Below are 22,072 nucleotides of genomic sequence, written 5' to 3' on the forward strand. Positions count from 1 at the left end.
AGATAGGAGCGGGCTCGCGTTATGCGGTGGCGCGTCGCGCCACGTTGTAGAAGCGGATGTTCTCGTACTCTTCGAGGCCCTCGGCGCTTCCTTCGCGTCCGAGACCTGACTGCTTGACGCCTCCGAAGGGGGCGCCTGCGTTGGATGGGACGCCTTGGTTGATGCCGACGATCCCTGTCTGGAGACTGTCGGCGACATTAAGGGCGCGGTCCAGGTTCTCGGTGAAGACGTAGCCGGCGAGTCCGAATTCTGTGGCGTTGGCGCGGTCGATTACTTCGGCCTCGGAGCTGAAGCGCTGTATCGCTGCGATGGGTCCGAAAATCTCGGACTGGGCGACGTCGGAATCTTCCGTAACGCCGTCCAGGACGGTCGGGGCGAAGAAGTTGCCTACGGAATCGTATCCGTGGCCGCCGGTGAGCAGTGTGGCGCCCAGGGCAACGGCGTTCTCGGTGTAGGCCTGCATTTGAGCGACTGCACGGTCATCGATGAGTGCGCCGAGTCCCGTCTGCTGTCCGAGACCGCTTCCCACACTGACCTGGCCGAAGCGTTCGGTGAGCGCTGCTACAAAGTCATCCGCTATTCCGTCCTGCACGTAGATTCGGTTGGCTCCAATACAGGACTGGCCGCCGTTGCGGAGTTTTGCGGCAAACGTTCCATCCACTGCCCGCTGCAGATCGGCGTCGTTGAAGACGATGAGCGGAGCGTTGCCGCCAAGCTCCATTGAGCTTCGGAGAACATTCTGGGAGGCGAGCTTCAGGAGCTGACGGCCCACCGGCGTCGATCCCGTGAAGGATACCTTCCTGACTCTGGGATCGAGCAGGACGGCTTCGCTGAACGCGCCTGATTTTGAGGTCGTGATGACCTGGATCAGTTCATCAGGCACCCCCGCTTCGATGGCGAGTTGAACAGCAAAGTACGTCGTGAGCGGAGTGAGGGTCGCAGGCTTGATGACTACGGGGCATCCTGCAGCCAGGGCGGGTGCGATTTTTCGGGTTGCCATCGCTAACGGGAAATTCCATGGCGTGATCAGTACCGCCAGTCCGACGGGGGAGCGGCGTGTCAGGAGGCTCGCACCACCATCCGGCGTTTCGCGGAAGTTTCCTGCGGGACGCACAGCTTCCTCGGCGTACCAGCGAACGAAGTCGGTGCCGTATTTGACCTCGCCGCGTGCCTCTGCCAGCGGCTTGCCCATTTCGCGCGAAATCAGGTGAGCGAGATCCTCAGTGTGGGCCACGAGCTTGTCGTACCAGGCGTGCAGGACGTTGGCGCGCTGGCGCAGGGTGCTCTTGGACCACACCGCTCCAGCGTTGTCGGCCTTCGCAACAGCCTCCAGTGCGGCCTCAACATCAGCGTCGGGGACATGGGCTATGGTCTCACCTGTCGCAGGATCGTAGACTGCGATGCCCGAGCTGGGAAGCCTGATGGATTGAATGACGGCATCCGCGTGTTGGAGGTTGACGGGGTCTGCCGCAATCAGGGGAGTAGTGACGTCGGATATGAGGCTCATCGGTTCTCTCTTTAGTAGTGGCCTGCCTGAAGCCAATGTATCTACGACGAAAAGTAAATAAAAGCGAACCTTTTTGACGCGTATATGTAAGCGCTCCTTACATGTCGGTGGCGTGCAGCACTTGGGTTATCGCTTCCCTGACGGCGACAAGGGAAGCGCTGCGCTCGGACCCTGACCGAACGAGGAACTGGATGCTTCGTGATTGATCTGCCGGCAGCCAGGAACTGGGTGTCATAACACTGCCGGCTTCACGCACCACCATGTCAGGTAGGAAGGCCGCGGCGAGGCCTTGTTCAACCATGCGGAAGTGGAAAAGGAGATCCGAAGACACGTAGGCAATCACGGGTTCAATGCCTAGTTCACGGCATACGCGCATTGCCCATCGTGACGAGGCCGTATGCGGCGGCTCTGCTGCCCAACGTAGCTCCTTTAGATCGTCAAAGTCAGCGAACTCCAGGCCATGGGGAAGATAGCCGCGGATGGGGTCCTGGCCGATCACGGTGGTGTGCACTCCTCCGGGCGGCGCCACTGTTGTTCCAGGAAACGCATCGCTGACCACGGCATCGACCTGCCGCGAGACCAACTGGACGACTGCCTGCTCGGGATCCTCGCGTCGCAACCTGACGTCGAGTCCGGGATAATTTCGGGCCAACTCCGCCAACGCAAAAGGCATCACGCTCCGGCTGATGGTGCTGAATGCCGCTATGGTCACAATCCCTTGAGGCCGCTCATGGGAGGTCGCAAGATCAGCCTCAGCGCGTTCCATCGCGGCCAATATTGCCTCCGTGTTGTGCACTAGTTCCTCGCCTGCCGGGGTGAGGCGGACGTTTCGCCCCACCCTTTCGAGAAGGACCACGCCCGTTTCCTTTTCCAACAAGCCGAGCTGCTGCGAGATGGCGGAGTGGCTGTAGGAAAGTTCGCGGGCGGCGGCACTCATGCTGCCGTGCAGCTTGACTTCCCTGAGGAGGGTGAGGCGATGGAGGTCGAGCATGCTGGTACCTGCCTGATTGCTGTCGGATGAGTTCAACGGCGCGCAGTCCCAGCGGCGTGACTGGGTGTGCTTCCCTCCAATCAAACCAGTTGGGGCGACATCCGAGGATACGGGTAGATGCGGCAGATCGAGATGCCGGTGTGCATGTGCCCCATGGGAATCGGGAACACCGCGGTGGACATTGGTTCGTTGTGTGGATGGATCCAGGTAGTGCCGCCTGCTGTCTCATCCCCGTTAAGTAAACGTCCGGATCGGGCATCAGCCACCCCGGATATTTCCTGCACGGATTCCATGCCGATGTTCGATTCTCCGTCGATCGCGGTGAAAGCTATTTTGAATCCGCGGCCGATCGCCGCGAACTCATCGGATCCCAGCTGGCGGATGATCCCATAAGCGCATGTGCCGATAGGGTCGGTTCCGATGGGAGTCATCCGCGTTACGGTCATTCGAACAGTCGAAAAGACGAGGTCGATCTGCGGCTGCTGATCTGTGAGGAAGAACCCGCGATGTTGGCCAGTGGAGTACGCGGTGTCGCTAAGAAGAGGATCGGCGCGGGCGAGGAGATCGTAGGCGTCAGCCAGTGCTTGGAGGTCCTCGGCACTGCCGGAATCAACGCCGAATGGCGAAACGCCGAGGGCGCCGAATTCGCCGATCGCTTCAAAGATGTGCCCGACTCCCGTAACGTCGCGCCGCATTTCCGGGATGAACAATCCCTTGGACGCATCAAGGAAGTTGCCGAAGATTGTCCGGCTGTCCCCGAAATAGAGATCGGGTGCCAGCAGATCGATGGAGGGTGCGCACGCCTTCCAGATGTCGGCGACGTGGGGGAGCGGCCCACCACTTGGATAGATGCCGGGGCGCTGTCCTCCAGCAACAGCGAAACCCGGAAGGTCGACGTCGATATCGCTGTCCAACCACGCGTTCACAAATAGGGGAAGTGCCGAGTGCTGCCGGCCGGCATGTGCCACCCGTTCGATGTGGGTTGCGATTCCGTACGCCATGAACGCCTCGTCAGAGCGGTCTGGGGAGGGGAGTAGTTCCGGCCACATGGCGATATTGGCGCCCAGTGCTTCTTGTGGCCGGCTCGCCAGGGCATCAACTACAGGCTGTGGTACTGGTTTGGCGAATGCAGCATTGGCTGGATGGGAATGATCCCGCGAAGCTCCAAGAAGGCCGACCTCGTTCTCCACCTGCACCATGAGGACGGTTCTCTGCTCGCCGTCGATCATCTCGATATGCCGCATCAGTGCGGCAAACGCCGTGGCATCCAATGGCTCCTCTGTGAAGGGAGAAAGGGTGTCAGTGAGACGCCCATCCTCCAGAACGCATCGCGTAAAGCGCGTCCAGTCCCTCTTTACCCAGGCAGGAGCATAGGTGGAGGCCCCATTCTTCCAAGCCCCGAACCAGAGGATGATCAAACGCAATCCAACACTGCGGGCCGACTCAATCAAGTGTGTAACTTGGGCCAGTTCAAAGGTGCCTTCAGTGGGCTCGACGGTCTCCCACGACACCGGTGCCAGGACTGTATTCGCGCCAACCGTGAGGGCTGACTCCAGTCCATTCCGGAACGCTTCAGGGGACGAACTGGACGAGTTATGCAGTTCGACGCCTCGGACCAGAATGGGCGAGCCATCGACGATGAGTCGTGCCCGTCCAGTTGATCTTTCGAGCGTGGGAACATGCGTCGAATTCAACTTCATTTCGAGAAGTACTTCGGTTGACACGATTTGGACCTCCATTGGTTAAAATGTGGCAAGTGCACGGTTTTAGAGTAGCAGGATATAGGAACTTTTCTCAAAATGTAGCGCATGCACTGTTTTTGAGCTAACGTCTTCCTTGTCGGACCTTCGTCCCATGCAAAGGAGCATCCCCAATGGCAATAACTTCCTCAGCCCCAGGCCAGTCTCAGGACGCCGTGCCGGCCCCACGACTAGGGCGTCTCGGGCCACTTCTCTTCCTGGCGCATGCTGGCTGGATGCTACCGTTCAGTGCTGCTGGCGCCCTTATCCCCGCCCTGATGGCCCAGATTGATCCCGATCAAAAGGTCGCACTCTATGCCACGCTGGCAGCGGCCGGCTCGATCGCCAGCATGATAGCGACCATCGTTTTCGGTGCCTTGTCCGATCGGACACGTAGCCGTTTCGGACGGCGAAATCCCTGGATTGCAAGCGGTGGAATCGTGCTCGGCCTTGCCGCCACGATGATGTCGTTCACGAGCGAGTTTGCCATCCTGGTCGTTCTCTGGGTTGTTCTCCAGATCGGGCTTGCTGTCGTCCTTGCTCCGCTGTTCGCGGTGCTGCCCGAACGAGTGAGCGCCAAGAACCTTGGAAAGGCCTCCACCCTCATCGGACTCGGTCAGCTGCTGGCGCAGAGCCTGGGCGCGATCGTTGGTGGCGCTTACATCACGATGCCGAGGGAGGGACTCCGTTGGCTGCCGTGGCTCATAGCGGTGGCAATGATCATCTTTGTCCTCCTTTCGCGTGAGAAGGACAACCGCGACGTCGCACGCGAACCCCTGTCTATTGGCGCACTGTTGCGCGGCTTCGTTCCGCCAAGGGACAGGGATTTCCTGCTCGCCCTTATCGGCCGCTTCCTCCTTCTCCTGTCGTTCATGATGGTCTTGCTGTACCAGCTCTTCGTCCTCACGGACTACATCGGACTGGATATTGCTGAGGCGGGCGGCGTGATCGGGACCGGCGGAGTGATCATGGCCATCTCTTCAGGAATCGCCACGCTGATCTCGGGCCCGCTCTCGGATAGGATCAAGCGGCGCAAACCAATCGTGATCGTCGCTTCGTTGGTTTTTGCCGCCGCCGAACTTCCACTTGTCTTTGCCGCCGACCTTAGTGCCTTCTACCTGTTCCTCGCTGTCGGTGGTTTCGCCTACGGAATGTATATCGCCGTTGACCAAGCGCTGCTTGCTGAAGTTCTCCCGGACGCAGAGAACCAAGGCAAGGACATGGGCATCCTGAACATTGCCAATACTGGACCCCAGATCATTGCCCCTATCGTGGCCGGGATAGTCGTATCGATTGCAGGATTCCAACTGGTGTTCGGGATGGCGGTTGCGCTAGCGGTTCTGGCAGCGGTGGTACTGGTTCCGATTCGCCGCGTCCGATGACGGTAGACGGGGGGTCTGCCACCTGGTTGACCCCCCGGTCCGCGTAGCATTGCCACGTGACTACTTCCGCTACGCCAACCCCCAGAAGAGCTACGCGAGGCACCTACGCGAAAACGGAAGCCCGCCGGCGGCAAATCATCGAAGCCGCCACCGTCGAGTTCGCCACCCGCGGTTACGCGGGTGGCTCTCTCCGGGAAATCGCAAAGGCCCTTTCGTTAAGCTTCACAGGCTTGATGCACCATTTTCCGAGCAAGGAACTGCTCCTCGAGGCCGTGCTTGAGCACGCGGACCAGTTAGCTGCCAGCGAGTTCGAACGCCGTCGACTTGCCGACGGTCTCCTCGAGGCGATCCTTTGGCTGGCGGAATATAACCTCGGGCATCCCCAGCTGCTCCGCCTCCTGGCCGTCCTCAGTGCGGAAGCATCGTCGCCGGGACACCCTGCGCACGGATGGTTCACAACCCGATATGCGAACCTCCGGCAGGCCTTCACGGCGCACATTCGCGAGGATCAGGCTAAAGGACTCATCGATACAAGCTGTAATGCTGAGCTCGCCGCTGCCTCCATCGTGGCCAGCTGGGACGGGACCCAGCTTCAGTGGCTCATCGATCCAGACTTTGACATGATGCCCGCCTTTAGCCACTCAATCCGGACCGCGCTGCGCGGCATGGCGTAAAGCCCATCACAAGGTATTCCCGGATTGGTCAGCCAGTGGTTCCGGTGTCATCATGAGCCGAGCCGACGGGCTTGGACTCCGGGGATCCGCGTTGGCGAAGGTAAATCGACAGGACCACCATGGATCCGACCGCAAGGAACTCCGACTGCCAGTTCTGCAGGGTACGGTTCCAAAAGTCAGGCGACACCAGGTATTCGGCCCATGAAAGGGGCTCTTGGAAGTTGCGCAGTTGCTCTTCATTGAAGGCGATGTGACCTGCGATGGACTGGACCAGCCACGACAGGATAAAAATCAATCCCATGGTTCCAGCAAGTGAATTTGAGAAAACGGTGAGACGCCAACCTTTGGCCTTGGCCCATGCGGGGGACTTGGCATTGGCATGCTCGCCAACGAGTTGTTCTTCGTCGGATTCCAGGCCGGGTTTGTCCAGCTCTTTTGATTCCGGCGAGCCCTTCTGAAGCAGCCAGATGGTGGCTGTGATGTAAAGGAGAAACTGCAGGTACTCCGACTGCCAGTTTTCTGACACGTCAACGGCGAAGCTGGAAGAAGTGATGTATTGGGTGAAACTGATTTCATCAAGGCCGGCAGTGAGTTGACCTTCGTTGAAGACGGCTTGTCCAGTAATGGCTTGACCCGCCAAGGCCAGGATGAAGATCAGACCGAAAAATAGACTCAGTCCGTTGTTCCTCAAAGCTGTTCTCACGTCGCCCCCTATCCGTGAACCAGTCCAACGGCGGCCATATAGGCAAGCCCGCCGAAGATGAGAATGAGATAGAGAGTAAAGACCACACGCATTGCTATCTGCCTCCTACTTCACAGGAATAGGGGGTTTCCTCCCTCGGCGTGCATCCGGCAGCAGTCACACGCCAAGTTGAGCCGGAAACAGCGACGAATACCGCATCTCCCTCGAACTCCACCAATGCTTCCCGGCCATAGGCTTCGGTTTTGACCACGTGACCGGGGACTCGAAGATGTACGGACGCCAAGTGGGACTGGCAGTCGCCGCCATCCTTCTCTTCTGACTTTTCCCGGATCGTTGGCTGGAGCAAATCGCATGCAGCAGCCCAGTTCGAGGCATCCACGGCACGATGGAAATCCTCGGCGACTTTGGTTGCACCGGCAGTGTCGACGGCGCAGCCTGTTGCAGTCAGAAGGAGAAGGGTGGCGGCAGTGGCGGGGAATATTCTGCGCATGGGGCCCAGCTTAAGAGACTGGGCCAGCCAACCGTAGCTTCGACATCCGCCCATGCGTTCCTCCCCGCCACCGACACTAAGTAACCTGATGATCTGGTATGGCTTCAGTGTAAACCAAGGGACTGCTTAGCTACTCGTGGTGAAGGAACTCCACTTCTGCGAGGTTGGTGTTGCCACCGTGTTCATCGAGCACCCTGACCTGGGCGTAGTCGACCCGCTGGGGAAGGGTGAAGGCGTACCAGTCGGCTGCGGACATTCCAGTAATCGTCAGGAATGTCTGCCATGTAGCCCCGCCATCGTTGGACCCCTGGACAACAGTTCCATTTCCGCGGGCCACAAAGCCGGCTCGCGGGTACACTCGGACGATGTCGGCGGTAATGCGCGTCGCATCGGTGGGCTTTACCGTCACCCAGCCATTCGCCGTCGTGGTGTCCGTGTACGTGGCGGTGTTGTGGTCAAACATCTTCCAGGCGTTCTCTTGCGTTGTACCTGTTCCGGGCCATGCCCGGGTGGAGGCGTTCACCCAGCCTTGAACCACCGGAACCCGTTGTATCGCGGTGTTCCACAGGGCAAGCCGGCTGTTATCGGTGGTGGCTGTGAGTGTTGTCCCGGTCTTACCAGAGGCGGTCTGATAGTCCACGGTGAACTGCACGTCACGGCCGTATCCGACGTCGTTGGGCAGCTGGGCGGCGGCTGTCCAGTTGATCCCGTCGGCAGATGTGGCGATCGCAGCTTGTCCCTCGACGACGACCTTCAGTTCGGACAGTGGCTCATTTGCGACGGCGTTGAACGTCACCGTGTCACCGTTGGTCGCCAGGCTCCTGTCCGGGTTGGAGGTGGAGATGGACAGGGAGGAAACAGCCATTGCCATCTCGTGCCGTTCCCCTTGGATATGGAACTCGCTGAAGGACGAGATGCCGGGATACGCGGGATCAGTAGCAACGCCCGGGTGATCCACCTGGACTTTGAAGTAGCGGAACGTCTGCCCCGCGACATCGGCGCGCACGGGGATGGTTTCCATCGCGAACCCACTGGCCGTTGTGTCGGTGGTTTCACGTTCGGTCAACAGGGTCCATGTTCGTCCGTCCCGGGAGCCGTAGACGTTTGCGCCTTGGGAACGATTGGCGAAGTTGTACCGGGCCTGGAGGCCGAACGATTTCGCTGAAACCTGGAAGCCTTGTCCGAAGTCGACGGTGAACGGTGAGCGTAGGTCTCCAGTGGTGGTGTCGAAGCTTCCGTCCAACAGGTTTCTGGGCTGAACGGTTGCCGGGTCGGTGGTGACGAGTCCGCGGTAGTCGATGGATCCGTCGCTCGCCAGCCGGGGTGTGAGGAGTTTGAGTGCCTTGACCGCGTCCTGGAGACGAACGAGCTGATCGAGGAAGCCGGCGTCGTCGGCCGCGTCCATGGCGGAGCGGACCTCGGCCCGAACCTTTTCAAAGGCCGAAAAGGACGGCGTTTCATAAACGGCATTCGGATCGAAACCCGCTAACGCGGTGTCGACGGCGGCCTGCCGGTTCGCTGCAATGATCACTTTTGCCGGACGCGTGGCCACGGACGTTCCGTCATCTGCAGTGACCTGGAACGTGTGTACGCCAACTGCTGTGGTTGGTGCGGCCCATGTGAGTTGGCCTGTGGCGGGATCCAGCCGCGCGCCCGACGGCAGACCTACGGCGGAGTATTGGAGTGCATCGCCACCGGCGTCTGTTGCAGCGAGCGAGCGTGAGAGTTCTGCTCCCGCCAGGCCGATGAGCGCTGTTGTGGTGTCCTGGGGAAACTGCGGAACAGTCAGTTGCGTCTTGGCCTCGAGGTTCACATAGTCAAAGTCGACTTGTGTATCAACCCCCGGGCTCATAACCGTGAAGTAGGCCAGGTTTTCGCCACCAAGGCTCACGCCCGTTAACTTCTCGGCGTCAACGTCATAGGTTACGTAACGCCACTGACCGTGGGTATCTGGAAGAGGGACGGATAACCGGTTTGCCGGGTCCTTCCCGATGGCCAGGGTCGCCGGCCCGTTGGTTCGGAACTGGACACCCACGGGGCTGTATCCGCTTCGGCTCACGTACATAAGGGTTCGCACCGCGATCGTGCGGCCGTTGCCTGTCGCGTTGACCTGAACAAAAGTTCGTCCGTCTTCGCTCACGACCTTAAGCTTCTTACCATCCGTTGCCGAGCTGCGCGTCTCCATCTGTACCTTGGCATCCGTGGCTACGGGCCGGGCCTGACCGGCAACTGAGGGCGGCAGGGACAGCCAGAACTCCGGGCTGTAATCGGGGTTACTTTCCCAGGAGTTGTAGGCGCCGACGCCCCAGAAGAACTTTGGCCCGTCCGCCTTGGCGTGCAGCTCGGCGACATAGGGCGCCTCACGTTCAACATCCACGCCAAGCTGGTACTTGTAGACGTTGTAGAGCTCATCAATGGGGTTGTACATGCGACCGCGATATGCCTCCGAGACTCGGCCCGGTCCGCCGGTGGTATCGATCCATGGAGTGTCGTAGCCGAGCATGTAACCAGTGAAAGCGTTCGCGGCCATGAGCAGGCGGTTACCAAGGAATTTGTAGGGCGAGACGGCATTGGGAGCGTTGGAGACTGTGCCGGCGGACGGATCCACTTTTGTGCCCTGGATTGTCAGGAACCGCGCGATTGCCCCTGTGGTGTTGATGCCGTCCCAGGCGTGGGCTTGGTCGCGGCCCATCTCCTGGTGCTGAACGAAGGAATAGCCATAGGGGTTCAGGGGATCGTCGGCCGATATGAGGGGGAACTGGGCTGCGATGGAGCCGTTCTGCTCCGGACGGGACGTGGAAGCGTTGACCGTGTACCACTCGACAGCCTCGGAATAGCGGTCACGGTTCCCAGTGAAGATGTATCCCGCGATGGAACCGACCAAGGGATAGGTGTGTTGGTTCAGGTAGCGCCAGTTCGTGTGCAGGAAAGTTTCCGTCATCGGCACGATGAGATTGCTGCTGAGTTTGCTCGTGTCCTGGTCATGCCAGCCCAGGTCGTAGGCCGTGTAGCCGTCCGGAACACTGGTGGATCGGAAAATTTCGGCTGCCGCGACAAGCCTGTACAGCGGAACGCCGGAGTGGATGTGCGCATCCGGATAGTAGACGTACTTCGAGGGGTCCATATTGCTCCACGTGCGGATAATCCGCATACCGTTTTCCCGGTACACCGGATCTCCGGTAATGACGTAGAGGGTGGCCTGCGTGTAGGCCCCGAACGCGTCCCGGATGAGTTTGCTCTGCACCCCTTGGGAGTTGAAGGCAGTGGTGCCCGGCTGGTCAATGATGCTGCTGGAATTTGAGGAGCGGAAGTCCCTCGCTGCAAATGACGTCTCCGCCATGGCAGCGTAGTAGCTCTTCCACGGTTCCGTGCCCGCCTTAACCATGGAGCGGGCGTTGCGAAGGCTATCGGCGCTCACGCCAATCCCAGGGTGGACGAAGCCGCTCGCGTCCACGCTTTCGGTAATGGTCACCTCCTGCCCGGAATCCGCAATGGCCGGGGCCGCGCTGCCAAAGACGGGGATGCCTCCGGCCGGCGCAATGAGGGCGACGGCGGCGCCAAGCGCAAGCACGCGGGCCCACCGCCTTACAGTTTGAGGATGCTTCATCGGTCCTCCTGGATCGATAAGTAATGAGAGTGATGTGGTGCAGTTCTGGCGTGGACATTTCGCCTGCCGCTTTGGGTAGGCCCAGGACACGAAAGGGCCAGGCGGGGTATTCGCAGACGAGCCGAATTGCGTGTGGCTCGGGACATCGGGCGGATCGGAAAGGTCTTCACCACCGTTCCGGCGGCAGTCAGCCTGCCGCAACGGGTCGAATGTCGGCAAGCTTAGCTGGGGAGAGTCATTCAGGCAATCGTTTTCCTAAAGCTGCACTGATGGCATCCCGGAGATCCCCGAGTCGCCTTTACGCCGACTACGGGCAGCCTCTTGACAGCCCGTGATTCACGCCGCAGGATAGGGGATAACGTTTTCCTCGCTATCCCTTCCAACCCTTCGCCAGTACGGAAACATGCCACGGTGGCATCGTCTCCCATCACCGTGAGTCCCACCTTCTAGAGTCAAGGGAGTGTGCCATGCAACAGCGCATGACCGCCCACAACGAGAACACCGCGGATTATGCGGTCTCTGTTCCTAAAGCACGCGCCAAGCTTTCACGAAAACACCGCAGCCGGGGTTCCGGCGTCTTACTGCTTCTGGCGGCGCCGGGAATCGCCTGGTTCCTGATTTTTGCCTATGCTCCCATGGCTGGACTAATCGTTGCCTTCAAGAATTTCGATGTCAGCAAAGGGATTTTCAACAGTCCGTGGAGCGGACTGGATAATTTCAAGTACTTCATCGAAAGCGGTGATGCTCCCGCCATTGTGCTGAACACTCTTGTCCTCAATGTTCTCTTCCTCGCGGCAACCTTGGGAGCTGGCCTCGCCCTGGCCATCATGCTCAATGAACTGCGCGCCCGGTTGTTCAAGAAGTTCATGCAGTCTGCGATCTTTTTTCCTTACTTCGTGTCCCCGATAGTGATCAGCATCATCCTTCAGGTCATACTTGCCGGCGCAGGCGGCCACGGGGGAGCAGTCAATGACGCGCTGGGATTGTTCAACCTTCCTCAGATCAGTTGGTACACAGAACCAGGTCCCTGGCCTTGGATCCTTACCATCGTGAAAGTCTGGCAGCTGGGTGGCTACATGTCGGTCATTTTCCTGGCAGCGATTACTTCTATTCCCGAGGACGTTTACGAGGCGGCAATGCTCGACGGCGCCACCCGGGCGCGGATGGCATTGTCCATTACGATGCCACTTCTGAAGCCGACGGCCGCGATCCTGATCGTGCTCGGCGTCGGCAGGATCTTCTACGGAGACTTCGGCACCATCTTTGCCATCATCGGCGACAACGGCACACTGTTCTCCACCACGGACGTGATCGACACCTACGTTTTCCGTTCCCTCAGGACCATCGGTGACTTCGGTACCACCGCCGCGATCGGCCTCTTCCAGTCCGTAGTCGGATTCATCCTCGTTACAGCGGCAGTGCTCATCCAACGCCGCTACTCGAAAGAAAGCAGCATCCTGTGAGCACCTCCACAACGCCCGCCGTGACAGCAGATGACAATCCTTCAGAGGCCAGCGTAAGCGCACCCAAAGGGTCGTTCTCCCGGGCAGCAAAACCGACCACGGTTTCGCATGGCAAAGGACCCAAAAAGACCAGGCTTGAGCCCTTCACGGCAGTCAGTTATGTGGGTGTTACAGTCTTTGGCCTCTTTGCCCTGATTCCGTTGTGGATGATCGTGGCAGGCTCTTTGACGGAAGAGTCCACTCTTGCCCGCAGCGGCTACAGCTTCTTTCCCGAACCATTCTCGTTGGATGCGTACGTTGCCATTTTCAGCGGTACGGCCCTCTTCCAAGGCTATGCGGCCACGTTGTTCATCACTGTGGTTGGCACCGCGCTTTCGCTGTGCGCCACGGCGTCGTTGTCCTGGGTCATTGCGCGCCGGATGCCCCGGATCAGCAGGCCGCTGACGGTCTTCGCCTACCTTCCCATGCTCTTCTCGGGTGGTCTGGTGCCCCTGTATCTGCTGGTAACGCAGGTGCTGCAGCTCCAGAACAGCTGGTTCGCCGTCATTCTCCCGCACATGATGGCCCCCTTCCTTGTCTTCGTAGCCGTCAGCTTCTTTCGCCAGCTCCCCGAAGAAATCCTTGATTCCGCAAAGGTAGATGGCGCGGGCGAACTGAGGGTCTTTTTTGAGATCGTACTTCCGCTGTCCAAACCCATCCTGGCCGTCATTGGCCTGTTCTATGCCGTGTCCTACTGGAATGAATGGTTCACAGCCATGCTCTTCATCTCGGATCCGGAGAAGTACCCCCTGCAGCTGATGCTGCAGAACCTCATCGCCAACGTCACCAACGCCGCGATGCTGCCCGGATCCGGCTCAGTGGCCCCTATCTACCAGCTCCGCCTGGCCCTGACCGTCGTAACCATCGGCCCCATCCTCCTGGCATACCCCTTCGCGCAGCGCTACTTTGTCAAAGGCCTCACGCTTGGCGCCACCAAAGGCTAGTCGCTCCGCAAACACCAGATCTTCGTTCCAGTCTCCAGCCCCAAAAACTCTTTAGCCCCACAAAGTGTCTGGCCCACGATGCCAGCGTACAAAGGAGTGCAGCACATGATCCCCAACTCATCAGTTTCCCGGCGCGGTTTCCTTGGTCTGGCCGGTGGACTTGGAGCAGCGGCAGCGCTTGCCGGCTGCGGTACATCAGGATCGTCCTCCACGGGCGGCGCCGTCACAGGCACCTCGGTGGCAGTCCTGCCCAGCACTGCTCCGGCCACGTGGAATGCCGTCCTGGCAAAGGTGAACAGCAAGCTCAAAAGTGATCTCGGCTTCGACTTGGACGCGCAGTTCATTAACTGGTCCAACTACCAGCAGCAGTCCCTGCTTAAGTTCACGGCGGGAGAGAAATTCGATTCAGCCCTGCAGGCGCTCTGGCTGAACATGGCGCAACTACAGCAGAGCGGGTCCCTGGCAGACCTCACCAACGAGGTGGCCAAGTACAAGAACCTCAGTGCAACACTGCCCAAGAAACTGTTGGAGTCCAACAGCTGGGACGGGAAGCTCTGGGGGATCCCGCAGGTCAACAGTGCGGCACGCGTCCAGCACTTCGTCATTCGCCAGGACATTGCCGACTCCGTTGGCTTCTCCACGATTGCAGACTTTGACCAGCTCGAGAAGTTCTTCTATGCCGTGAAGCAGAAAAACGACGGCACGGTGGCTTACGGGGCTGCCTCCAACAGTGGCTACCTTCACGCACTGCCCGTTCCCACCGGAATGTTCAATGCCTCCTCATGGGAAAACCCGGACACCATCGCCCGCGCCTTCAGCGGAAAGGGTATGTTCTTCCTGCTCGCCAAGGACGCGGCCAAGACGGGGTCCTCAGCGCCCAAGGCCTTTTGGGACGACGAAGGCATCGTGGATACCCTGCACCGGATCCGCAAGTACTACAACGACGGAATCATCAACGCCGATGCGCTGAACACCGATGCAGCAACCCTGAAGAGCCAATGGATCGCCGGTAAGTACGCAGCTGGCTGGGCCATGACCGATGGCACCGCGAGCAACTCACTCAGCACCCTGCAAAAGGCCGTTCCCAAGGCAGCGTTGGCCAATATCATGCCCCTCACAGGTGGCTTGTCCGCAAAACCGAACCAAACATTCCAGGCCGACAATCTCGTCGTGGTCAATTCCAAGGGCGGCAATCTGGACCGGACCATGCAGCTTCAGGACTGGCTCTCCATCAAGGAAAACCATGACCTCATCACGTATGGGATTGAAGGCACTGACTGGGAACCTGCAGACGGCAACAAATTCAAGCCCCTGAACGACTACGCGTTTCCGGGTTATGCGCTGTCCTGGCGGTCCAGCCTGGAGAGGAAATCGATGTCCATCAGTCCCACGGAAGAGAAGATCTTCGATTGGGCACAGAACTTCGACAACTTCACTCTTGACCCCTTTGCTTCCTTCATCCCGGACACCACACCTGTGAAACAGCAGGTGGCGGCGATGTCCAACGTCATCACGCAGTTCGCCAACCCACTCTTCTACGGTGTGGTGGATGTAGACGATCAATTGGACAAGCTGAAAAAAGCAGCCGACGGTGCCGGTGTCGCGAAATTGCAGGAAGAGATGGAAAAGCAAGCCAACGCCCATCTCAAAAAGCAAGCCTGACCCTGCCTGAATAACTGACAAAGAGAAAGGTTCCTGATGCTGTCATACCGGTTGGCGCTGCCCGAGTCACCGGCCACTGCCGTCGTCATCGCCATCCACGGCCTGATGGAATCTGCAGAGTGCCTCGAAGCTGCCCGTCCGCACTGGATTTCCCAGCAATGGGCAGTCCTGACAATGGATCTTCGCGGGCACGGCAGTTCGCCCCGCTGGTCAGAACAGGAGCTTCGGGAACACCCTGGGGATGTCATGGTCAGGGATGTCCTGGACCTCCTCGAGTTGGAGGAACTGCAGGACGTGGCACAGCTCCCGGCTCTTTACTATGGGCACTCTGCCGGCGGTGGCGTGGCAGCCGCCGTTGCCGCCAGCGCATTGAAAAGGCCACCTGCCGGATTTCGCCCGGCGGGTGTCCTCCTCGAGGATCCATTCTGGCGGCTACCAGTGACGACGCTGCAGGACCGTGATGTTGCAGAAGCCGCCTACGCTCACCTCGTTGACGTTCAATCCCGCACGCCGGAAGAACGTGTGCAGATGAGGAGACGCGAGTGGCCCAACTGGAGCGAGGCCGAGATTCAGCGCAGTTGCAAGGCGCAGGAGGATTGCGACACAAACCTCGTGCGCAACGGCAACGTCATTCCGAGCACGCCATGGCCGGAGTTGCTCGCATCATTCACGGCATCGGGCGTTCCTACGCTGATTATCACTGGCACCGTCAGAACCGGGATCACGCCGCAGCACCAGCAGATCGCCCGAACCGCAGGCGCCGCGATTGAGGTATTCGACGGCGCGTCCCACTTCATCCGGCGCGATATGGAACACAGATTCATGGACACCGCAACCGGCTTTTTTGCTCGCGCCCTGACGAATATGACCCCTCAAACACAAAAGCCCGTCGCCATGGCAGTCATGGCACCGCCTGAACTCTTCTCCAAGCTCTTCTCGACTGCCGCGATGAGCACGTTGGACCGGTTGGTGGACCTTCGTGGACCGGTTTTCAAAGACTTCTCGACGCCGGGCGCCCAGGCAGCACTTGCCGACGTCGAAGTCCTCATTACCGGCTGGGGATGCCCGAAAATCGATGGGGACGTCCTTTCCGCAGCCCCCAAGCTGCGTGCCATCATCCATGCCGGTGGGGTCATCGCGGGAAACATAGGGCCGATTCCCGCAGGCAGGAGAATTGTGGGTTCCAATGCTGGTGAGGCGAATGGACGTCCCGTCGCCGAGTACACGCTGGCCATGATCCTGCTCGCCAACAAACAAGCCTTCGAAAGCGCCCGCATGTACGCGGAGCGCCGTTCGCCGATAGACCGTGAACAGGAATTTCCCCGGGCGGGAAACTACCAGAAAACCGTGGGTCTGGTGGGAGCTTCCCGCATCGGCCGCCAGGTTGCCAAGCTGCTGCGGCCGTTCGATCTCGACGTAGTGATTCATGACCCCTATCTGGACGAGGCAGAAGCAGCCGCCCTGGGGGTGACACTGCTTCCACTGCAGGAGCTGATGACCCGGAGCGACATTGTGTCCCTCCACGTCCCCGTCACGTCGGAAACCACAGCCATGATCGGGGCGTCCGAACTGGCGTCAATGAAGGATGGCGCCACGCTCATTAATACGGCGAGAGGCGAGGTCCTGGACCAGGCAGCCCTCGAAAAAGAGCTGGCCAGCGGACGGATCAACGCGATCCTCGATGTGGCAGTGCCGGACGTGCTGCCCCCGGACCATCCTTTTTACGAGCTGCCCAACGTCATGCTCACACCCCACATCGCTGGTTCCATGGGCACCGAACTACTCCGCATGGGGGACCACGTGGTGGCCGAAATGGAACGGTACGTCAACGGCGAGCCGTTCGCCCACCCCGAAGAGCTTTCCTAGCATGGAGAAAATAGTGACCGTCATCAGCAACCCTGTCCTGCCGGGGTTCTCGCCAGATCCGTCCCTTATCCGTGCAGGTGAGTGGTTCTACCTGGCCAACAGCTCCTTCGAGTGGTACCCAATTGTCCCGATCCACCGCTCCCGGGACCTGAAAACCTGGGAGTTTGCCGGCTCGTTCAGCGGCCCGGACGCAGTTCTGGAACTCAGGGGACTAGGGGATTCGGCAGGTGTCTGGGCGCCGTCGTTGAGTTGGTCTGATGGCCTTTTTTGGCTGGTCTTTACCGTGGTCCGGAGTTTCGGCGGACCACACAAAGACATGGACACCTACATCACACGTGCGGCCGACGTCGCCGGTCCCTGGTCGGCCCCTGCCCGTGTGACCACCACGGGTTTTGATCCATCCATCTTTCATCACGAGGGCCGCCACTGGCTATTGAACATGGAATGGGACCACAGGCCAACCGGGCGCGGAGGTTTCGCCGGCATCGACCTCCAGGAGCTGAACGCAACCGGGACAGCGACCATTGGCGAGCCTCGCATCATTCATCGTCGTGCCGAGCTCATCGAGGGACCCAATCTCTACTTCTTCAAGGACCGCTTCTACCTCATGCTCGCCGAGGGCGGAACGGGTCAGAACCATGGCATCGCCATGATGCGTTCCGGTTCTCTTTTCGGCCCTTATGAACCGGATCCGCACGGTCCGGTGCTGACCTCCCGCGACGATCCCACCCACATGCTGCAAAAGGCCGGGCACGGTGAAATCGCCGTCGCTGAGGATGGGACCCTTTTCCTGGCACATTTGGCTAGCCGGTGGGCTGAAAAGGACGGCAAGCAATATTCCATCCTTGGACGCGAGACGTGCATTCAGCGAATGCGGTTTACTGACGACGGCTGGTTGCGCCTGGAGCAGGATGGCTGGCATCCGTCCCTGACGGTTGAAGGTCCAAAACCAACGCTCGACGCCGCCGCTCCGGTTTCGACGTCGGTGCCGGCCGCTCGGGCTGCTGATACCGGCACCGTTGGCGGGTTCGCCACAGAAGCGATGACCAATGATGGCCACCTGACTCTGGGTTGGCCCTGGAGTTCCCTGAGGCATCCCGTCTCATCACAGTGGGCCAGCCTTTCGGAACGGCCTGGATGGCTTCGCCTCAAGGGCCGATACAGCACGGACTCGGTCCTGGAGCAGTCACTGGTGGCGCGCCGCTTGACCAGCGGCAGCCTGAGGGCGGGGGTGACAGTTGAAGCGCAACCAACCAATTTCACTCAAAGCGCCGGACTCATTTTCTACTACAACACCTCAAGTTACTTCTACCTCAGGACGACCGTAAGGGAAGCCGGGGGAGAACTGCTTGACTGCGACGCACCAACTGAGCAGATTCTCGAAGTGTTCGAGAAAGACCCGTATAAGGGCCTGCATTCCTTCGGGTCCGTTGTGGTGGAATCGAGCTTTCCCCTCCGTTTGGAAGCCACTCTTGACGGCGGACGTTTGCAATTCTTCTGGTCCGACCTGGGTAAACCGCTTCAACGGATTGGGCCCGAACTCAATGCCCTCCAATTGTCCGATGATCATGGAGACACATTGCGGTTCACGGGGGCCTTCGTCGGCGTCGCCGCACAGGACCTGCGCGAGCGGCGCTTTACTGCCGACTTCACGGACTTTCAGTTCCAGCCACTGGCAGGGCAGTCAGTCCTATGAGCGAGAGCCCTAATAAGCAGACCCCCACGCATCAGAAACCTCCGGTCCTCGGGGATGTCGCGAAGGCGGCCGGCGTTTCCGTTCCAACGGTTTCCCGTGTCTTGACGAGCAGCAAGTACGTTGCCCCCAGCCTCCGGACCCGTGTATTGAAAGCAGTCAACGACCTCGGCTATCGTCCCAACGTGGCCGCTCGAGCCACAAGGTCCGGAAAGCGTTCCATGGTGGCGGTTCTGACGGGCGCTACCTCCAATTATGGATACGCCCAAACCATTGAAGGCATTGAGAGAGCTGCGCGCCAGGCGGGCATGTCCGTCATCATCGCGGTAGTGGAATCCGACGCCGAAGAAGCAGTCAACGCCGCAATCGACCTCGTCCTCTCCCAACCCGTGGCCGGCGTAGTGATCCTGGAATTCGATCGCCCCGGACTTGCTGCCGTCAGGGTCTTTCCGCGCTCCATTCCCATGGTGGTGGCCGGCGGAGGAACAGGGCGTTCCACCAGAACCACCAGTGCTCTGCTCGATGAACATGGTGCCGGGAAGGATGCTACCGACCACCTTCTTTCGCTGGGGCATCGGACAGTGCACCATATAGCAGTTCCCACCATGGGGAAGCAGTCCGGCCGAACAGAGGGTTGGAAGGCAGCTTTGACAGCAGCGGGGATTCCTCTTCCCCGGATCCTGCACGCTACCTGGGAGCCTTCCAGCGGCTACAGCGTGGGCCGGAAGCTCGCCGCCCAAAGTGGTGTTACGGCTGTGTTCTGCGGGAACGATGATGTGGCGATTGGCGTCATCAAGGCATTCGTGGAATCCGGCAGGCGCATTCCCGAGGATGTTTCCGTGGTGGGCTTTGACGATCAGCCGCATGTGGCCATGTGGCGACCAGCTCTAACCACCATCCGGCAGGACTTCCAGGACCTCGGTTCCCGCGCGTTCGGGCTGCTGGAAAAGGCCTTGGACGGCGGTCCCAAGCCGCCGACTGCTTCCACCGTTAAACCAAGACTCATCATCCGCGGCTCCACTGCTGCCGTCGGATCCATCTTCAGCGACTGACAAAAGGAGAGCTTTACCCATGAACATTTCCTGGAGGGCACCGTGACCCTTACGCACGCCAGTTCAGAGCTTGAGAACAAGCCGCCAACCACAGGTGTTCCCCAAGGAGGGGATGTCCTGGCGTGGGGTAATGATTGTCTGACCTTGCACGTTCTCCATGGGGAGCACATGGCTCCGAGGCTGCTTGCCATCGGGCACGCACAGCTTCCACTGCCAGACCTGGAAGGGTTGCGTCGGTCGTCCTTGCCCGTTGTGGAGATTGCACTGGCTGGTGACGGTCGGCATGGCACCGCGGGCAAGCGGCACGTCGACGGCGCTGCTGCCCAACGATTGCGACTCATCGAAGTGCGTGAATCCGAGACCCAGGGTGTGGCCCGGCTCTGCCTGCTTGCCCGCGATCCGGAGACCGGCCTTGAGGCAACTGTCTATTATGAGCTGGCGCCAGGGTCCTCGGTCTTGCGAAGCTGGACTGAACTACGGGCCGGGGCATCCGCCGTCGGGCTTGAATATGTGTCTTCCCTGGTTCTTTCCGGGCTGGGCCACTCCCGGGAGTGGGAGGAGGGCATGGGTCTTTGGCAGGCAGCGAACCCGTGGTCCGGGGAATTTCGGTGGCGGCGTGCCAGTCTTGCCGAGCGTGGCCTGTACAACGTGGGCATGGTGGAATACGAGCAAGTCGGTTCCAAAAACCGGATCGCGTTGACATCCACCGGTGCATGGTCCACGGCAGAACACCTTCCCATGGGAATCCTGGAAGATCTTGCAACAGGGACGATGCTTGCGTGGCAGGTAGAGCACAACGGAGCCTGGCACTACGAATTAGGGGACCGGTACAACGACCTCTACCTCGCGGTTTCCGGTCCAACGGCCGCTGAACACCAGTGGGCGCTGACGCTCCAACCGGGCGAAGCTTTCACCACCGTTCCGGCGGCGGTGGCTGTGGTGCCCGCCGGCGGTATTGATGCTGTCACGGCAGAACTTACTGCCTACCGTCGCCGGATTCGCAGGCCTCACACTGACAATGTTGAGCTTCCCGTTATTTACAACGACTTCCTCAACGGCCTTATGTCGGACCCCACAACCGCAAAGGAACGTCCGCTGATTGCAGCAGCTTCAGCACTTGGCGTTGAAGTCTTCTGTATCGACGCCGGCTGGTACGACGACGAAAACGGCGGCTGGTGGGATTCGGTGGGGGAGTGGGAGCCCTCCGTTACCCGCTTCCCCGACGGCGGTCTGGCTGGCCTGATTGCAGAAGTCCGGGCTGCCGGTATGAAGCCCGGGTTGTGGCTGGAGCCTGAAGTTGTGGGTGCGCGAAGTCGAATCGCTGAGCAGTTGCCTGCCGAGGCCTTCTTTGTGCGCAGTGGCCAGCGGATTAAGGAATGGGGACGCTACCAGCTGGACTTGCGTCACCCTGCTGCGAGGTCACATCTGGACGGGGTGGTCGACCGGTTGATGGCGGACTTCGATCTGGCGTATCTCAAACTGGACTACAACGTCGATATCGGCGCAGGCACAGACCTGAACGGTGCCGCTGGTGCAGGGCTCCTGGAGCACAACCGTGCCTATCTGGAGTGGGTGTCCGCTGTGATGGATCGGCACCCCGGACTGACTGTTGAAGGTTGCGCGGCCGGTGGATCCCGAACCGACGGCGCGTCCGGTGCCGTCTTCCCCATCCAGTCGCTGACGGATCAGCAGGACTTCGTCAAGACGCCGCCCATCTCAGCTGCCGCACCACTCGCCATCGCTCCCGAACAGTCCGGTGTTTGGGCCTCCGTGGATGGGTCAATGGGTGATGAGCAATTGGCGTTTTCGATCGCCAGCGCGCTGCTCTCCCGCGTGCACCTCGGGGGCCGGATCGATACCCTCAGCCCCGGGCAGTTGGGCGTGATCCGTGCGGGGCTTGATGCCTATAAGGCCATGCGCGCCGATATTTCATCCAGCGTGCCAACCTTCCCCTTGGGGCTGCCGGGCTGGCGGGACAACTGGATCGCCCAGGGCGCGCGGCTCGGAGAACGCACGCTTGCCGTCATTGTTCACAGGCGGGGAGGTGAAGAGCAGCAATCAATTGACCTGCCTGCCTGGCTTGGAGAGCACCCCCGCGCAACGGTGGCATATCCACCCTGGGGTGCGGCAGACGCCGTCGTAATTCCGGCGGTAGCCGGTGCGGCGACGCTCAACGTCACGCTCGCCGAAGAAAACAGCGCAAGACTCATCCTCCTGCACGCCTTAGAACACTTCCACTAACTCCAGAGTCAGGTGTAGA

The 22,072-nt window shown here is 60.0% G+C and carries 15 protein-coding genes; 9 read left to right on the forward strand and 6 right to left on the reverse strand.

Annotated features, from left to right (window positions below; translation table 11 throughout):
- Positions 1-19: 19 nt before the first annotated feature.
- The 3 genes from AC1DD5_RS15480 to AC1DD5_RS15490 form a co-directional block, all read right to left on the reverse strand.
- On the reverse strand, positions 20-1,507 hold the full coding sequence (locus AC1DD5_RS15480) for an NAD-dependent succinate-semialdehyde dehydrogenase (protein ID WP_477522044.1): 1,488 nt from the start codon (positions 1,505-1,507) through the stop codon (positions 20-22).
- 97 nt (positions 1,508-1,604) lie between these two features.
- Positions 1,605-2,498 carry a LysR family transcriptional regulator gene (locus AC1DD5_RS15485; RefSeq protein WP_477522045.1) on the reverse strand — a complete coding sequence of 298 codons (894 nt, stop codon included), beginning with the start codon at positions 2,496-2,498 and terminating at the stop codon, positions 1,605-1,607.
- An 80-nt stretch (positions 2,499-2,578) separates the two neighbouring features.
- Positions 2,579-4,222, reverse strand: a complete 1,644-nt coding sequence (locus tag AC1DD5_RS15490; protein WP_477513300.1) for a DUF5597 domain-containing protein — start codon at positions 4,220-4,222, stop codon at positions 2,579-2,581.
- A gap of 149 nt (positions 4,223-4,371) precedes the next feature.
- Between AC1DD5_RS15490 and AC1DD5_RS15495 the strand changes: the two genes are divergently transcribed.
- Together AC1DD5_RS15495 and AC1DD5_RS15500 are read left to right on the forward strand one after the other, a co-directional pair.
- Positions 4,372-5,619 (forward strand): MFS transporter, encoded by a 1,248-nt coding sequence (locus tag AC1DD5_RS15495; protein WP_477513299.1) that lies wholly within the window; start codon positions 4,372-4,374, stop codon positions 5,617-5,619.
- A 56-nt stretch (positions 5,620-5,675) separates the two neighbouring features.
- Positions 5,676-6,293, forward strand: a complete 618-nt coding sequence (locus tag AC1DD5_RS15500; RefSeq protein ID WP_477513298.1) for a TetR/AcrR family transcriptional regulator — start codon at positions 5,676-5,678, stop codon at positions 6,291-6,293.
- A 28-nt stretch (positions 6,294-6,321) separates the two neighbouring features.
- Here AC1DD5_RS15500 and AC1DD5_RS15505 read toward each other — a convergent pair whose 3' ends face one another.
- The 3 genes from AC1DD5_RS15505 to AC1DD5_RS15515 all read right to left on the reverse strand — a co-directional run bounded on the left by AC1DD5_RS15505 (position 6,322) and on the right by AC1DD5_RS15515 (position 11,093).
- Positions 6,322-6,996: a DUF6766 family protein gene (locus AC1DD5_RS15505; RefSeq protein ID WP_442015586.1), complete on the reverse strand. Its 675-nt coding sequence runs from the start codon at positions 6,994-6,996 to the stop codon at positions 6,322-6,324.
- A gap of 94 nt (positions 6,997-7,090) precedes the next feature.
- On the reverse strand, positions 7,091-7,486 hold the full coding sequence (locus tag AC1DD5_RS15510; RefSeq protein WP_442015585.1) for a hypothetical protein: 396 nt from the start codon (positions 7,484-7,486) through the stop codon (positions 7,091-7,093).
- Positions 7,487-7,616: 130 nt separating this feature from the next.
- Positions 7,617-11,093: a putative Ig domain-containing protein gene (locus AC1DD5_RS15515; RefSeq protein WP_477522046.1), complete on the reverse strand. Its 3,477-nt coding sequence runs from the start codon at positions 11,091-11,093 to the stop codon at positions 7,617-7,619.
- Between the two features lie 467 nt (positions 11,094-11,560).
- Between AC1DD5_RS15515 and AC1DD5_RS15520 the strand changes: the two genes are divergently transcribed.
- The 7 genes from AC1DD5_RS15520 (at position 11,561) to AC1DD5_RS15550 (ending at position 22,053) form a co-directional block, all read left to right on the forward strand.
- Entirely contained in the window at positions 11,561-12,556 is a 996-nt protein-coding gene (locus tag AC1DD5_RS15520) for an ABC transporter permease (protein ID WP_477522047.1), read from the forward strand.
- Positions 12,553-13,539, forward strand: coding sequence for a carbohydrate ABC transporter permease (locus AC1DD5_RS15525; RefSeq protein WP_477522048.1), 987 nt, complete (start codon positions 12,553-12,555; stop codon positions 13,537-13,539). Before AC1DD5_RS15520 ends, AC1DD5_RS15525 begins: the two co-directional genes overlap by 4 nt.
- Positions 13,540-13,644: 105 nt before the next feature.
- Positions 13,645-15,201 (forward strand): DUF3502 domain-containing protein, encoded by a 1,557-nt coding sequence (locus AC1DD5_RS15530; protein ID WP_477522049.1) that lies wholly within the window; start codon positions 13,645-13,647, stop codon positions 15,199-15,201.
- 36 nt (positions 15,202-15,237) lie between these two features.
- Positions 15,238-17,067 carry an alpha/beta fold hydrolase gene (locus tag AC1DD5_RS15535; protein WP_477522050.1) on the forward strand — a complete coding sequence of 610 codons (1,830 nt, stop codon included), beginning with the start codon at positions 15,238-15,240 and terminating at the stop codon, positions 17,065-17,067.
- Between the two features lie 13 nt (positions 17,068-17,080).
- A complete protein-coding gene (locus AC1DD5_RS15540) occupies positions 17,081-18,763 on the forward strand; it encodes a glycoside hydrolase family 43 protein (protein ID WP_477522051.1) in 1,683 nt (560 codons plus the stop codon).
- Positions 18,760-19,812: a LacI family DNA-binding transcriptional regulator gene (locus AC1DD5_RS15545; protein ID WP_477522052.1), complete on the forward strand. Its 1,053-nt coding sequence runs from the start codon at positions 18,760-18,762 to the stop codon at positions 19,810-19,812. The genes AC1DD5_RS15540 and AC1DD5_RS15545 overlap by 4 nt, the downstream gene beginning before the upstream one ends.
- A gap of 42 nt (positions 19,813-19,854) precedes the next feature.
- Positions 19,855-22,053, forward strand: a complete 2,199-nt coding sequence (locus AC1DD5_RS15550; RefSeq protein ID WP_477522053.1) for a glycoside hydrolase family 36 protein — start codon at positions 19,855-19,857, stop codon at positions 22,051-22,053.
- The last annotated feature ends 19 nt before the right edge of the window (positions 22,054-22,072 follow it).

It is taken from the genome of Paenarthrobacter sp. 10L420, from assembly GCF_056395385.1.

Bases quoted from the DNA above. Each gene is read 5' to 3' on its own strand.
- AC1DD5_RS15535 (WP_477522050.1), top strand. From the start codon at position 15,238: ATGCTGTCATACCGGTTGGCGCTGCCCGAGTCACCGGCCACTGCCGTC.
- AC1DD5_RS15510 (WP_442015585.1), bottom strand. From the start codon at position 7,486: ATGCGCAGAATATTCCCCGCCACTGCCGCCACCCTTCTCCTTCTGACT.
- AC1DD5_RS15520 (WP_477522047.1), top strand. From the start codon at position 11,561: ATGCAACAGCGCATGACCGCCCACAACGAGAACACCGCGGATTATGCG.
- AC1DD5_RS15495 (WP_477513299.1), top strand. From the start codon at position 4,372: ATGGCAATAACTTCCTCAGCCCCAGGCCAGTCTCAGGACGCCGTGCCG.
- AC1DD5_RS15485 (WP_477522045.1), bottom strand. From the start codon at position 2,498: ATGCTCGACCTCCATCGCCTCACCCTCCTCAGGGAAGTCAAGCTGCAC.
- AC1DD5_RS15530 (WP_477522049.1), top strand. From the start codon at position 13,645: ATGATCCCCAACTCATCAGTTTCCCGGCGCGGTTTCCTTGGTCTGGCC.
- AC1DD5_RS15480 (WP_477522044.1), bottom strand. From the start codon at position 1,507: ATGAGCCTCATATCCGACGTCACTACTCCCCTGATTGCGGCAGACCCC.
- AC1DD5_RS15545 (WP_477522052.1), top strand. From the start codon at position 18,760: ATGAGCGAGAGCCCTAATAAGCAGACCCCCACGCATCAGAAACCTCCG.
- AC1DD5_RS15515 (WP_477522046.1), bottom strand. From the start codon at position 11,093: ATGAAGCATCCTCAAACTGTAAGGCGGTGGGCCCGCGTGCTTGCGCTT.